Below are 14,549 nucleotides of genomic sequence, written 5' to 3' on the forward strand. Positions count from 1 at the left end.
CGCGAACGTGGGGGCATGCGAAACACCAACGTCCTCATTTCGGGCGCCAGCATCGCCGGACCCGCACTGGCGCACTGGCTCATCCGCTACGGATTCGCCGTCACCGTCGTCGAGCGGGCGCCGTCGCTGCGGCTGGGCGGGCAGGCCGTCGACTTCAAGGGCGCGACCCACCGTACGGTCCTGAGCCGCATGGGCATCCTGGACGACGTGCGCCGGCTCCAGACCGGCGGCAGCGACCAGGAGATCGTGGACGCGGCCGGGCGGAGACTGACGGTCATCCCCGGCGAGTTCACCGGCGGCGACGTCGAGATCACCCGGGGCGACCTGTCGCGCCTGCTGTACGAGCGCACCGCCCCCGCCTGCGAGTACGTCTTCGGCGACTCCATCACCTCGCTCACCGAGACCAGGGACGGCGTGCACGTCACCTTCGAACGCGCGGCGCCGCGCACCTTCGACCTGGTGGTGGGCGCGGACGGGATCCATTCGAACGTGCGCAGGCTGGCGTTCGGGCCCGAGGAGGAGTTCGTGCGGTTCCTCGGCCATTACTACGCGCTGGTGGAGACCGGTCTGGACTTCGGGGAGCCGGCGAAGATGTACAACGAGCCCGGCCGGATGGTGGCGGTGGGCGGGACGAAGGCGCCGGCGTTCTTCGTGTTCGCCTCGGCGGCGCTGGAGTACGACCGCTACGACGCCGAACAGCAGAAGAAGCTGCTCGGCCGCGCCTACGCCGGCATGGGCTGGCGGGTCCCCGAGATCATGGACGCGGTTCGGGACGCGCGCGAGGTCTACTTCGACTCGCTCAGCCAGGTCAGGATCGACCGGTACAGCCAGGGCCGGGTGGTGTTGCTGGGCGACGCGGCGTACGGCAACACTCTGGGCGGTTTCGGCACCGGGCTGGCGGTGGTGGGCGCGTACGTGCTGGCGGGCGAGCTGGCGGCGGCGGGCGGCGACCACCGGGCGGCCTTCGCCGAGTACGAGCGCCAGTTCCGCCCCTACGCCAAGATCGCCAAGAACGGCAACGCGGGCCCGTTCCTCGCCCCGGGCAGCCCGGCCAAGATGCGCCTGCGCAACTGGACCTTCAAGTACGGCTTCCTGCTCGGCCTGATGCTGAAGGTGACGGACAAGTTCGCCACCGACATCAAGCTCAGGTCGTACGAGCAGGTCATGCGGTGAGGCGGCCGGCGGCGCCCTCGATGCGGAGCTTGGGCGGAGCGTCCAGCAGAGGGATCCGGCCGTCGTCGGGGCCGACGTGCCAGTCCTGGACCGGCACGAGCCCCGGCCCGATCAGCTCGAACCCGTCGAACAGCGCCAGCACCTCGTCCCGCGTGCGGAACCTGGGCTGCGCGGGCGAACCGGCCGTCGCGGCCGCGAGCTGGGCGATGGCCTCGGGGTCGCTGTCGGCCATGGCGTGCGAGATCACCAGGTGGCTGCCCGGCGCCATGCGCTCCCTGAACGCGGCCACGATGCCGGCCGGGTCCTCCTCGTCCATGATGAAGTGCAGCACGCCGACCATCAGCACGCACACCGGCTCGGTGAAGTCGATCAGCTCGACGACGTCGGGGTGGCCCAGGATGTCGGCGGGCCTGCGCAGGTCGGCGTGCACGCCGGCGACGGTCGGCGAGTCGGTGAGCATCACCTGGGCGTGCATGTAGACGACGGGGTCGTTGTCGACGTAGATCGCCCGGACGTCCGGGCGCGCCTTGCGGGCGACCTCGTGGACGTTCGGATAGGTCGGGATGCCGGTGCCGAGGTCGATGTACTGGCGGATGCCCTGCTCGCTCAGCTGCCCGACCACCTCGACCTGGAACTGCCGGTTGGCGCGGGCGACCAGGCGGCTGTCGGGGGCGACGGCGAGGAGTCGTTCGGCCACCTCGCGGTCCACGCCCAGATTGTCCTTGCCGCCGAGCAGGTAGTCGTAGACCCGCGCTGAGCTGGGGACATAAGGGTCGATGCCGGGTGGTACCCGTTCGAGCTCGGACACAGGGCCGTCTCCTTCACCGGGGGCAGCTTGGCCGTCATATTACTCGCCGGTTGGCTTTCGCACCCGGCATGTGCGGACTCCGGTGGTGAAGGTACTGTCCTCCGCGTACGTAATTACCGCCGCCTGACCGATGCGCTCGAGGCACAAGCCTGTGCATCCTGGTGGGGACGGGTCCGGCGCGAGGGCTCGTTCCGGACCCGAGAGGAGTCGCGAGGGCATGGACAACGCGGCAGGCCGCCCTACCGTGATCTTGGACAACGGTGTCGTCGGCAGGGTGGTGCTGGCTCATCCGTCCCAGCGCGACCTCGTGCTCGTGCTCGGCATGGACGGCACCCTGCTGAGCTGCCGGCTCGACGACATCGCCTGCGTGGTGGGCGGTGATCCGCTGTGCCGTGACGGCTGACCGGTCAGGTCAGAAAACGTTTGATGCCGGCGGCCAGCGAGGTCGCCATGCGCTCGCGGAAGGCGGGGTCGGTCATCTTGGCCGCGTCACCCTTGTTGCGCATGTTGCCGCACTCGATGAACACCGCGGGCCGCTTCGACAGGTTGAGCCCGCCGAGGTCGGTGCGGGTCTGCAGGCCCCTGCGGGCGGTGTAGTTCGCGTACGGCATGCCGGTGCCCTCGCGGAAGGCGTCGCGCACGTCGATGCCGAGCCGGCGCGACGGTTTGACCACGGCGTCGTTGTGGCCCTTGAGCAGGCCCGGCATGATCACGTGGAAGCCGTGCCCGCTGGGCTCGGCGCCGTCGCCGTGGATGGACAGCACCGCGTCGGCCCTGGCCTCGTTGCCGATGGCGGCCCGCTCGGTCACGCACGGGCCGACGCCCTCGTCGTTGGGCCTGGTGAGCACGACCTTGGCGCCCATGCGCCGCAGGATCGGCCTGAGCCTGGTGGCGACGTCCCAGGTGAAGGCGTGTTCGGGGAAGCCGGAGGCGGTCTGGGTGCCGGTGGTGTTGCAGGGCTTGCGTCCGGTGATGACGTCGACCTGGCGGTTGATCTCCTTGGGGTGGGAGGCGTTGCCGCCGTTGTGCCCCGGGTCGATCACCACGATCTTGCCCGCCAGCGGTCCCGAGGCGGGCTCGGTGGGCTCAGCGGTGGGCTCAGCGGTGGGCGACGCGGCCGGCACGGCCTCGCGTACGGCGGGCGCCGCGCCTTGGGCACATCCGGCGGCCAGGCCGGGAAGCGTCATCAGCAGGGCCGCAGTGAGGTGGGCGCGCATGGCAACGACCGTACCCGGCGCTGCCGGAGAAACCCACGACCCGCCCTGACCTGGCCTTTCGTGTCGTGACGTGGCCGCGGAACGGTGGAAGACTGGCGAGATGATCAGGGGGTACGCGGAGCAGCCGAGCCCGTACGCGGGCGGCCACATGACGCTGCGGGTCTCGACGGACGCGCCCAGGTTCCGGGTGGAGTTCCACCGGTACGAGACCGGCATGACGCTGACCGACAAGACGCCGTGGCTGCCCGGCGAGCACGCGCCGCCGCACCTGCCCGCGCACGACTGGGGCCGGCCGGGCACGGGGCTGCGCGGCGAGCCGCTGCGGCCATGGTCGGGCTATCCGGTGCGGGCGCCGGCCGAGCCAGGCGTCTATGTGGCGGTGCTGGTGGAGGGCGACGAGAGCGGCTCCGACCGTACCGACCCTGACCGGACGACCCCCGACGGCCGGGAGGACAGGGCGTTGTTCGTGGTCAGGCCCCAACGCCCGGCGGCGCGGATCCTCTACAAGCTGCCGCTGTTCACCTACCACGCCTACAACCTCATCGACGGGCGGCCGTACGATCCTGAGCGGCTGATCGGCCACTGGTGCCTCTACACCATGCCCGACCAGGTCCCCGAGCCCGGAGTGTCACTGCACCGGCCGGGCGGCGGCACCGGGGGCACGCCGTGGGACGTCCACAACTTCGATCCTTACGACCCGACGCCGCGCCAGACGTTCGTGCACTGGGACGCCAGGTTCATCGCCTGGGCCGCCCGCCGGGGCTACGCGGTGGACTACTGCACCGATCTCGACCTGCATCGAGAGGGGGCGGCGCTGCTGGAGCCGTACCGGCTGATGGTGAGCGCGGGGCACGACGAGTACTGGAGCGACGCCATGCGCGCCGCCGTCGCCGAGCACGTCGCGGCCGGGCGGAACGCGGCCTTCTTCGGCGGCAACACCTGCTGGTGGCGGGTCGTCTTCCACGACCCCCTCACCTTCTCCCGCGTCGGCGTCTGGCACGAGGAGGGGCCGCCGGAGAACGAGCTGATCGGCGTCAGCTTCCGCAACGGCGGCGAGCGCGACCGCGACGATCATCCGGAGCCGGTCGGCTATCGGGTGCAGCACGCGGATCACTGGGTCTACGAAGGCACCGGGCTGCGCGACGGCGACGTGTTCGGGCTGGCCGAGAACCTCGTGGGCTACGAGTGTGACGGCGCCGACTTCGACCGGGCGGCGGCGCCGCCGTACGCGCCCACCGGCGCCGACGGCACGCCCGCCGGGTTCACCATCCTCGCGGTGGGCGACGCCAGGGCGAGCGGGTGGGGCTTCGGCAACGGCGCCGCCACGATGGGCCTCTACGAGGCCGCCGCACCGGCCACACGGCCCCAGGCGCCCGGCGCCCCGGCCACACGGCCCCACGCGCGCGGCGGCATCGTGTTCAACGCCGCCACCACCGACTGGCCGCGCGGCCTGGCCACCTGCGCGGCGGTCGAGCGCATCACGGCGAACGTGCTCGACCGCCTCTCCTAGGCGCCGGGCAGCCGCGGCTCCTCGTGCTTGCGGATGAGGTACGGCGGCAGCGCCAGGGCGTGCATGCCGGTCGTGCGCAGGGTCTCGATCGAGTGCTCCGGCGTCTCGGTCAGCGGCTCGCCCGGGCCGTTGAGCGAGGTGTTGATCAGCACAGGAACACCGGTGAGCGCGTGCCACCTGGTCAGCAGGGCGTGCAGGAAGGGCGTGGTGGCGCGTTCCACGGTCTGCAGGCGGGCGGTGCCGTCCACGTGGGTGATGCCGGGCAGCCTGTCGCGGTAGGCGGGGCGGACGGCGACGGCGTACTGCATGAACGGGGCGGGGCGGTCCACCTCGAAGACACGTCCTGCGTGCTCGGCGAGCACCAGCGGCGCCAGCGGGCGGAACCACTCGCGGCCCTTGACCTCGAAGTTGATGTAGTCCTGCAGGTCGGGGCTGCGCGGGTCGCCGAGGATGCTGCGGTTGCCGAGCGCCCTCGGGCCGGACTCGCCGCGGCCCTGGTGCAGGCCCACCACCCGGCCGCTCGCCAGCAGCCCGGCCAGCTCGCCGGCCAGGTCGTCGGGCCGCTCGGCGTACAGTCCCGCGGGCAGGCCGCGCACGGCCGCCTCGATCGCGCTCTCGTCCGGGTCGGGGCCGAGGAAGTCGTCCGTCCACCGCCACCGGCTCTCGACGCCCAGGCAGGCGATCAGCCCGTAGAGCGCGCAGCCGATCGCCGTGCCGCCGTCGTGCGGGCTGGGCGGGATGAACAGCTCGCGGAACGGCGACTCGCGGATGAGCCGGCCGTTGGCCGAGCAGTTGAGCGCGGTGCCGCCGGCGAAGGCCAGCGCGTCGAGGCCGGTCCTGTCGTGCAGCCAGGCGACGACCTGGGTCAGCGCCCGCTCGAAGGCGCGCTGGCCGGCGGCGGCCAGGTTCGCGGCGCGGCGGAACTCCTCGCCGCCCGGCTCGTAGAGGTAGGCGTCACGGTCGGCGAAGAGCTCCACCCAGGCGGGCGGGATGTGCACTTCGTGGCCGCGTACGTCGAGGTCGGGCAGGCCGAGCGCATCGGGGTCGCCGAACGGGGCCAGCCCCATGACCTTGCCCTCGTTGCCCTCGCCCTCGGGCCACAGCATCTTGGTCAGCAGCGCGTAGAAGCAGCCGAGTCCGGCCGGCCGCGTCCAGTCGCCGTCCCAGAGCTGCTTGGCCAGGCACTCGATGCGGCCACCACGTGAGCACCGGTAGAAGGAGGCGACCTCCAGCAGGTCGCCTCCCGCGTCCCGCGGCAGCTCGACCTGCTCGGTGAAATCCCTGACGTGGCTGCCCTGCGCGTCGATCACGAGCCCGGCCGCCTCGTCGAACGGCGAGGGGTAGAACGCGCTGTAGAGGTGGCTGAGGTGGTGGGAGACCAGGACGATCTGCGCGTTCTCCTTGAGCCCGAGCGTCTCGCGCACCTCCTCCTGGTACGCGCCGGAGTGCTCGATCTCGGTGTCCGACGAGTACCCCTCGACCACGAGGTCGATCGGCTCCTTGAGGAGCGGCATGGCGGTCAGGTAGCGGTCGGGCAGGTCGCCGAGGCGGCCCCAGTGGTGCTTTCTTCGGCTGATCCGCTCCTTCTGCAGGCTGTACATGCCCGACTCGCCCACTGCGACGGCAATGGAACCATCCTGGGTGCGATTTATACCGACAACAATGGGAAAGTCCGCCATGTTGCTGCCTCCTGATCGTGATCACGGGCACCGATACCCCAGGCCAGAACAAGTGGATCTCCCAACCGCGTAAGGGACACGTCAGCTCTTAGCGGCCGAGCACGTCACGTGCCGGTCGGCGAGGTCGTGAGCGGTCTTTCCTCCCCGATTTCGGAAGCACACCGGGCGGTCGGGTGTTTACGCTCGCAGAGGGATGGGCGCCTTCGGCGACCACCTCTCAGGAGACCCTCCAGGCACCGCACCACGACGAGAGGAGACCTGGAGTCATGAGAGAGACCATGGAGACCTGGCCGGTCAGCGACAAGGGCGCCGGGCAGGGGATGTCCTTCCGGCCCGGCATCCGCACCGCCGCCCCCGGCGACGCCGCCAGGGCCGCCGAGCTGATCGCCACGGCGTTCGCCGGGCTGCGGTCCGTCGCCTACCTGGTGCCCGAACGCAGGCGGCGGCACCGGGTCCTGACCGACCACTTCCTGATCGTCGTCGAGCACGCCATCGAGCACGGCGAGGTGCACCTCATCGACGACGAGGCGGTGGCCGTGTGGATCCCGTACACCGAGGGCGCGTCCCGACCAGCCGACTACGACCGGCGGCTGGGCGAGGCCACCGGCGAGTTCGCCGACCGGTTCCGGCTGCGTGACGAGCTGTTCCGCCGGCACCACCCCACGGAGCCGCACCACTACCTGGCCTGTCTCGCCGTCCACCCCGACTGCCAGGGCCAGGGGCTCGGCACGGCCCTGCTGCGCCACCAGCACGCGCGGCTCGGCGGGCTGCCCGTCTACCTGGAGGCCAGCGACCCGCGCAACCGCGACCTGTACGCCCGCCACGGTTACGAGGCCCGCGAGCCGTTCGCACTGCCCGACGGCGCGCTGTTCTGGCCGATGTGGCGCCCCGGCACGCCCTGATGGGACGGCCTCGGCAGGCCCTGACGTGACGGCCCGGGCACGCCCCGGCGTGACGGCCCCGGAACGGCGCTGACCCGCACCCGCTCTGAGCAGCGTTCGGCGGGCGCTGATTCATACCGCCTCAGCATCACTCCCTCCGCGCGGTTCACAGACCGGCGGACGTGGCTCATCGTGTGGGTGATCGCCCCACGTCCCCGGCCAGCACCCCCCGGCCGGTCGTGGCTGCCCGCACCCCGCACACCCTGCCGGAGGGAGTCCCCATGGTCCGACGGATGCTCGTCGTGCTCGCCGCGGCCTTACTCGTCCTGAGCCTCGCGCCGCCCGCGCAGGCCGCCCAGGGAGAGGTGTACGTCGCACTCGGCGACTCGGCCGCCTCAGGACCGCTCATCCCGAACCAGATCGGCCCCGACTACGGCTGCTGGCGCTCCGACCGCAACTACGCCCACCTGACCGCCCAGGCCATCGGCGCGAGCGTCCTGCGTGACCGAACCTGCTCAGGCGCCGAGACCGACGACCTCTACAACTCCCAGAGCACCGACCTCGGCGACGTGCCGCCCCAGCTCGACGCCGTCGGCCCCGACACGACCCTGGTCACCGTGCAGATCGGCGCCAACGACCTCGGCCTGACCGACTTCATCGAAGACTGCCTCAACCTGCTGCCCCCGCCCGTCGGCGACGCCTGCAACGACGACTACGTCGTGGGCGGCCAGGACAAGTGGCGGGTCGGGACCGACGCCTTACGTTCCCGCCTGCTCACCCTCGTCTCCGACATCCGCGCCCGCGCTCCGCAGGCGCGGATCTTCATGGTGGGCTACGCCACGTACGCGCCGCCGAACGGCTGCTACCCGCGCGTCCCCATCATCCGCGCGGACGCCAACTACATCAGGGCCACGCTGATGTACTTCAACCAGATGCTCGCCGAGCAGGCCGCCGCGGCCGGGGTCGGCTTCATCGACCTGCAGACGCCGAGCGCCGACCACTCCCCGTGCGCCTCGTCCGGCCAGCGGTGGATCGAGCCGTACGTGCCCACGTCCCCCGCCGTGCCCTTCCATCCCAACGCGCGCGGCATGCGCGGCTTCGCCACCGCCGTCACCGCCGCCGTCACCTCCGTCCTGTGACCGCGGGCCGGCCCCGCCACCGTTCGCGGCGGGGCCGGTCAGCAGGTGAGTGCCCTAAGGCACAGGCTGGATGTAACGTTTTGCACAGTCCGGACGGCCTCGGCGTGCTTACCCTCCGCGGTATGAGGGAGTCGCTGTCCGTGCTGCTGCTCGGCTCGCCCCGGCTCGCCGCCGCGGGCGCTCCGCTGGGCGTGCGCTCCGCCAAGGCGCGGGCCCTGCTCTGCTACCTCGCCACCGCGCAGGCGCCCCGGCCGCGCGCCGAGCTGGCCACGCTGCTGTGGGGCGAACGGCCCGACGCCAACGCCCGCGGCAGCCTCCGCCTCGCCCTGTCCGAGCTGCGCAGAGAGGTGGGCGGCTGGCTGGACGTCACCCGCGAGCACGTCTGCCTCCCCGCCGCCGAGGGCTGCTTCGTCGACCGGCACCAGCTCGCCGGCGCTCCTCCGATCGCCGAGGTGCTGCGGTTGTGGCGAGGTGACTTCATGGACGGGGTGTCCTTCTGCGACGCCCCCGCCTTCGGTGACTGGCTGGCCGCCGAGCGTTCCCGGGTCCGGCTGCTGCTGCGCGAGGTGCTGCTGCGTTCGGCGGGCTCCTCGCCGTGCGCGCAGGTGGCGCGGCTGGCGTCCGTCGTGACGGGACTGGATCCATACGACGAGGAGGCGTACCGGGTGCTCATGACCGCGCTCGCCCGCGCGGGCAACCGAGCCGCCGCCCTGGCCCGCTACGACGAGCTACGCCACCGCCTCACCGCCGACCTCGGCGTGGACCCCGCCCCGGAGACACGGGCCCTCAGAAGAGAGCTGACCGGCCCCAGCCTCGTCCCGGAGCCCCGGCGGGCGCGCGGACTTCCGTCAGGAAAGCGCCGGCCGGGCACCTTACCCGTCCCCTCGACCGAACTGATCGGACGCGAGGCGGACGTCCGCCGATTATCCGCCCTGCTCGACCGCGAACGCCTGGTCGTCCTCCTGGGACCGGGCGGCATCGGCAAAACCCGCCTCGCCATCGCCGCCGCCGCCCAGTGTCGCGAACCGGCGGAGGCAGCGCGGGGAGAGGCGGGGCGGGGAGAGGCGGGGCGGGCGGAGGCGGTGTTCGTGGGGTTCGCCGGGGTGCGGGGGGAGGCGGCGGTCACGACGTTGGCGCGGGGTCTCGGGGTGGATCTCTCGCCCTCCCGCCCGGCGCTCGATCTGCTGCTCGCCGCCCTGTCAGGACGGCAGCGGCCGCTCCTGCTGGTGCTCGACAACCTTGAGCAGCTGCCCGCCTTCGACGCGGTGATCGGCCGAATCCTGGAGGCCGCTCCGGCCGTGCGGGTCCTGGTCACCAGCAGGCGGCGGCCCGAGCTGCCGGGGCAGACGGCGATCACCGTACGGGAGCTGGCGGCGGACGCGGCGGAGGCGCTGTTCGCCGCCCGCGCGCGGGCCGCGCAGCCCGCGTTCGACCCGGAGCGGGAGGCGGCGCGGGTGGCCGCGATCTGCGCCGCCACCGGCGGTCTGCCGCTGGCCATCGAGCTGGCGGCCGGCCTGCTGCGGGCCGTGCCCTGCGCGGAGCTGGCCCGGCTGCTGGGCGCCGGCCTCGGCCTGCTCTCCGTGGCCGGCCCCGCCGCCCGTCCCCGGCACGCCTGCATGCGGACGGTGTTCGAGACGTCGTGGCGGCTGCTGGATCAGGAGGGGCAGGCGGCGCTCGCGGCGCTGTCGGTGTTCGGCGGCGGGTGCACGCTGGAAGCGGCCGTCGAGGTCGCCACGACCACCCCGGACGTCCTGGTACGCCTGGTCGACCACAGCATGCTCCGGCTCACCCCCTCGGGCAGGTACGCCGTCCACCCCCTGATCAGGCAGTACACCGCCGCCCACCTGACCCCCGCGGAACGCCGCGCCGCCCGCCGCCGCCACGCCGCGTACTTCGGCCGTCTCCTCGAAACCCACGCCACCGCCCTCCAGAACGCCGCCGACACCGAGGTCACCCGCCTGCTGGCCCCCGAACTCGACAACGTCAGAGCCGCCTGGGCCACGTCGGGCCGCCCCCGCTTCCTGGAGCTGTACTGGACGTTGTGCCTGCGCCTGCACCTGTACGAGGAGTCGGCGGCCGTCGTGCGCAGGCACCTGGCGCGTACCGACGAGGAGCCCAGGCTGCGGGCCAGGCACCTGTGGATGGCCGGCACCAGCGAACACCACCTGGCCCGCGAACGCGAGGCCACCTGCCTGGCGAGAACGGCCCTCGCCACGCTGGGCGAGCCTTTGCCCGAGTCCAGAGCGGGCCTCCTCATCGCGACCGCGACCGCCGCCCTGTCCACCGCCCTGTCCAAGACCCCGTCCACCACCCTGTCCGCCGCCGCCCGCCGGCTCCCTCCCGAAGTGGGGCGCAGATCGCACGGCGCGGAGGCGGCGCAGGCGCTGACGATGCTGGCCAGACTGGCCTACCACCAGCAGGACGTGCTCACCATGCTGGCCGCCTCCCTGCGCCAGCTCAAGGCCGCCGACCGGTCGGGCGACGCCGCGCTGCGGGCGGAGGCGTACGCGAACGCCGCCACCATCGCCCGCCTCGCCGGTCTCCGCCGCGCGGCCGACCGCTACGGGACCAGGGCCGATCACGCCCTGGCCGCCGTCACCCACCCCGCGGAGCCCGCCCACCGCGCCCACCTGGCCCGCGGCATCGACCACCTGCACGCGGGCGCCTTCGAAGCGGCCAGGCGCTCGTTCACGACGTGCCGGGCAGGGACCCTCGCGCCCCGCGTGGCAGAGAACTGCGCGGGCATGCTCGCGGAGACCGCCCTCTGGCAGGGCCGCTTCGAGGAGGCCGCGGACCTGTTCGCCGCCACGGCGGAACAGGCGGCCGGGCGGGTGGGCGACGACATCGGCCGCCACTGGTGCTTGGTGGGCCGGGCAGAGGCCCTGCTCAGGCTGGACGGCCTCCCCGCAGCCGACATCGGCGACGTGCTGGCGGCGGCCCGCGCCTCCCACGACCGCCGCCGCACCCACGCCAAGGAGCTGGGCCTGCACGACGGCCCCACCATGACCACCATCCAGGAGATGCGCCTGCTGACCGCCACCGCCCGCCTCACCGGCGAGCCGGAGCGCCGGGTGGTGGGTGAGGCGCTGGGGATGGCGGAGCGGCTGCCCTCGGCGCAGCGGGGGATGCTGGAGTGCTGGGCAGGGCTGGCCGAGCTGCTGTGGGCGATGGATCCGTGGCCGGACCCGGCCGTCGCGCGGCGGCTGCACCGGCATCTCGTCCGGTTCGTCCGCCGCAACCCGGGTGCGGCGGCCCGGGTGGGGTGGGCGAGGGCGCTCGTCCTGGCGGTCGCCGGGAGGCGGGGTGCGGCTCGGCGGGCGGCGGAGGAGGCCGTGCGGGTGGCGGCGCGGCTGGACGCCCCCTATGACCGCGTACGGGCGGAGGCCGTCGTGGCCTGCCTCGCCTACCCCGGCTCGATGAAAGTTTCATCACTTTGGCAGCGGTGATCGTGAGGTGCCGCCGCCGGACGAGGTCGGAGCAGGACGGGGACCGTTGACGGGGAGGCGGTGGGCAAGGAGGATCGGGGCGTTCTGTGGGAGCGCTCCCAAAACCTAAGGAACCTCCATGAAGAGATACCGGGCCGCCTTACTGGCCCTCATCACCACGCTCGCCTTATCCCCCGTCCCCGCCGCGGCGGCGGACGAAGGCCCCGAGCAGATCGTGAACGGTACCTTCGACACCGGCACCGCCCCCTGGTGGGGCACGGCGAACATCACGCTGGCGGTGGAAGACGGCCGTCTGTGCGCCGACATCCCCGGCGGCACCGCCAACCCCTGGGACGTCATCATCGGCCAGGACAACCTACCCCTGGTGGCGGGCGAGACCTACGCCTACAGGTTCTACGCCTCAGGCACCCCGGCCAAGGTCGGCAAGGCGCTGATCCAGCTCCCGGTGGACCCCTGGACGCAGTACTTCGCCGCCAACCCCGAGCTGAGCGTCTCGGGCAACGACTACGCGTACACGTTCACCGCCCCCGTGTCGCTGACGAACGCGCAGGCCGTCTTCCAGCTGGGAGGCAGCGCCGAACCCTGGAGATTCTGCATGGACGACGTGTCGCTCAAGGGCGGGGCGGAGCCGGAGGTGTACGAGCCCGACACCGGCCCGCGGGTGCGCGTCAACATGGTCGGCTACCTCCCGGCGGGCCCGAAGAAGGCGACGCTGGTGACGTCCGAGACGAGCGCCCTGGAGTGGGAGCTGAAGAACGCGGACGGCAAGACGGTGGCGCGCGGCAGCACCGTCCCCAGGGGTGTGGACGACAGCTCCGGCCAGAACGTGCACACGATCGACTTCGGCGCCCACCGCAAGCCGGGCACCGGCTACACGCTGACGGCGGACGGCGAGACGAGCCGCCCGTTCGACATCGAGGAAGACCTCTATGACGAGCTGCCGACGGACGCGCTGAAGTTCTACTACCCCCAGCGCAGCGGCATCGAGATCCTCGACAGCCTCAGGCCCGGCTACGGCCGCCCCGCCGGCCACGTCGGCGTCGCGCCGAACCAGGGTGACGTGGAGGTGCCCTGCCAGCCCGGCGTCTGCGACTACACGCTGAACGTCAAGGGCGGCTGGTACGACGCGGGCGACCACGGCAAGTACGTCGTCAACGGCGGCATCTCGGTCCACCAGCTGATGTCGACGTACGAGCGGGACAAGGCCGCCTTCCGCGACGGCCGGCTGAACATCCCGGAGAGCGGCAACGGCCGCCCCGACATCCTGGACGAGGCCCGCTGGGAGCAGGAGTTCCTGCTGAGCATGCAGGTGCCGGACGGTGAGCCGCTTGCGGGCATGGCGCACCACAAGATCCACGACCAGGCGTGGACGGGCCTGCCGCTGCTGCCGCACCTGGACCCGCAGCCGCGCGAGCTGCACCCGCCGTCCACCGCGGCCACGCTGAACCTGGCCGCGACCGCGGCGCAGGCGGCCCGGCTGTTCGCGCCGTACGACGCGGCGTTCGCGGCGAAGAACCTGGCGGCGGCGCGCAAGGCGTGGGCGGCGGCCAAGGCGAACCCGGAGAAGTACGCCGACCCGAACGACGGCGTCGGCGGCGGCGCGTACAGCGACGGCAATGTCAGCGACGAGTTCTACTGGGCGGCGGCCGAGCTGTTCATCACGACGGGCGAGAAGGAGTTCAAGGACTTCGTGCTCGCCTCGCCGCACCACACGGGCGACGTCTGGCGCGATCGCGGCTTCGACTGGGGCAACACCGCCCAGCTCGGCCGCCTGGAGCTGGCGACCGTGCCGAACGCGCTGCCGGACCGCGCCAGGGTGCGGCAGTCGGTGGTGCAGGGAGCCGAGAAGTATCTGGCGATCCAGCAGGCGCACCCGTACGGCATCCCGTACGACGTGCCCGACTACGACTGGGGCTCCAACAACCTGGTGCTCAACAACCTGGTCGTGCTGGCCACCGCGTACGACCTGACGGGCAAGGAGAAGTACCGGGCGGCGGTCAGGGAGGGCATGGACTACATCCTCGGCCGCAACGCGCTCAACCAGTCGTACGTGACCGGCTACGGCGAGGTCGCCTCGAAGAACCAGCACAGCCGCTGGTACGCCCGCCAGCTCAACCCCGAGCTGCCCAACCCGCCGCGCGGCACGCTGGCCGGCGGCCCGAACTCGGCCATCCAGGACCCGGTCGCGCAGCGCCTGCTGCAGGGCTGCAAGCCGCAGTTCTGCTACATCGACGACATCGAGTCGTGGGCGACGAACGAGCTGACCATCAACTGGAACTCGCCGCTGGCCTGGGTCTCGGCGTTCCTGGCCGATCGGGGCGAGCGCTCGGACTGCAAGGTGCGCTACTCGGCGCACGGCTCGTGGCCGGGCGGGTTCACCACGCAGGTCGTGATCGAGAACGTCGGCAAGAAGGCGGTGGACGGCTGGCAGTTGCGCTGGTCGTTCCTGGCCGGTCAGCAGGTCGGGCACTCCTGGGGGGCCGAGGTCTCGCAGGACGGCTCGGTGGTGACGGCCAAGGGCACCGGCTGGAACGACCGGATCAAGCCGGGCGGGGCGGTGACGTTCGGCTTCAACGGCACCAACCCGTCGGGGCCGAACCCGGCGCCCGAGGTGTTCCACGTGAACGGGGCCCGCTGCGGGTGAACCTCCCCCAGTAGGTTCGCCCGGATTTAGGTAGTTACGTCCTCGGACGGCG

10 protein-coding genes are annotated in these 14,549 nt (G+C 72.3%); 7 read left to right on the top strand and 3 right to left on the bottom strand.

Features of this window, described 5'->3' with window-relative positions; genetic code table 11:
- The first annotated feature begins 15 nt into the window (after positions 1–15).
- Positions 16–1,173 carry an FAD-dependent monooxygenase gene (locus ACFFR3_RS33080; protein WP_345392052.1) on the top strand — a complete coding sequence of 386 codons (1,158 nt, stop codon included), beginning with the start codon at positions 16–18 and terminating at the stop codon, positions 1,171–1,173.
- Here the strand turns inward: ACFFR3_RS33080 and ACFFR3_RS33085 are convergent.
- Entirely contained in the window at positions 1,163–1,981 is an 819-nt protein-coding gene (locus ACFFR3_RS33085; protein ID WP_364367364.1) for an SAM-dependent methyltransferase, read from the bottom strand. The two genes, ACFFR3_RS33080 and ACFFR3_RS33085, sit on opposite strands and share 11 nt — an antisense overlap.
- A 217-nt stretch (positions 1,982–2,198) precedes the next feature.
- Between ACFFR3_RS33085 and ACFFR3_RS33090 the strand changes: the two genes are divergently transcribed.
- Positions 2,199–2,384 carry a hypothetical protein gene (locus ACFFR3_RS33090; RefSeq protein WP_345392058.1) on the top strand — a complete coding sequence of 62 codons (186 nt, stop codon included), beginning with the start codon at positions 2,199–2,201 and terminating at the stop codon, positions 2,382–2,384.
- Positions 2,385–2,388: 4 nt separating this feature from the next.
- On the opposite strand, the gene ACFFR3_RS33095 is transcribed toward ACFFR3_RS33090, so the two are convergent.
- Positions 2,389–3,198: an N-acetylmuramoyl-L-alanine amidase gene (locus ACFFR3_RS33095; protein WP_345392061.1), complete on the bottom strand. Its 810-nt coding sequence runs from the start codon at positions 3,196–3,198 to the stop codon at positions 2,389–2,391.
- Between the two features lie 100 nt (positions 3,199–3,298).
- Between ACFFR3_RS33095 and ACFFR3_RS33100 the strand changes: the two genes are divergently transcribed.
- Positions 3,299–4,708: a N,N-dimethylformamidase beta subunit family domain-containing protein gene (locus ACFFR3_RS33100; RefSeq protein WP_345392064.1), complete on the top strand. Its 1,410-nt coding sequence runs from the start codon at positions 3,299–3,301 to the stop codon at positions 4,706–4,708.
- Here the strand turns inward: ACFFR3_RS33100 and ACFFR3_RS33105 are convergent.
- A complete protein-coding gene (locus tag ACFFR3_RS33105; protein ID WP_345392067.1) occupies positions 4,705–6,309 on the bottom strand; it encodes a carbamoyltransferase family protein in 1,605 nt (534 codons plus the stop codon). The genes ACFFR3_RS33100 and ACFFR3_RS33105 overlap by 4 nt on opposite strands.
- A gap of 344 nt (positions 6,310–6,653) precedes the next feature.
- Here ACFFR3_RS33105 and ACFFR3_RS33110 point away from each other — a divergent pair, with 344 nt between their 5' ends.
- The 4 genes from ACFFR3_RS33110 to ACFFR3_RS33125 all read left to right on the top strand — a co-directional run bounded on the left by ACFFR3_RS33110 (position 6,654) and on the right by ACFFR3_RS33125 (position 14,497).
- Entirely contained in the window at positions 6,654–7,289 is a 636-nt protein-coding gene (locus ACFFR3_RS33110; RefSeq protein WP_379484415.1) for a GNAT family N-acetyltransferase, read from the top strand.
- Positions 7,290–7,549: 260 nt separating this feature from the next.
- Positions 7,550–8,407: an SGNH/GDSL hydrolase family protein gene (locus ACFFR3_RS33115; RefSeq protein ID WP_379484416.1), complete on the top strand. Its 858-nt coding sequence runs from the start codon at positions 7,550–7,552 to the stop codon at positions 8,405–8,407.
- 122 nt (positions 8,408–8,529) lie between these two features.
- The gene (locus ACFFR3_RS33120) at positions 8,530–11,853 is read left to right on the top strand and encodes an AfsR/SARP family transcriptional regulator (RefSeq protein ID WP_379484417.1); all 3,324 of its coding nucleotides are present in this window, start codon (positions 8,530–8,532) and stop codon (positions 11,851–11,853) included.
- A 118-nt stretch (positions 11,854–11,971) separates the two neighbouring features.
- Complete coding sequence (locus tag ACFFR3_RS33125; protein WP_379484418.1) at positions 11,972–14,497, top strand: glycoside hydrolase family 9 protein; 2,526 nt, start codon at positions 11,972–11,974, stop codon at positions 14,495–14,497.
- The last annotated feature ends 52 nt before the right edge of the window (positions 14,498–14,549 follow it).

Source organism: Nonomuraea salmonea (assembly GCF_042428605.1).
Taxonomy (GTDB): domain Bacteria; phylum Actinomycetota; class Actinomycetes; order Streptosporangiales; family Streptosporangiaceae; genus Nonomuraea; species Nonomuraea salmonea.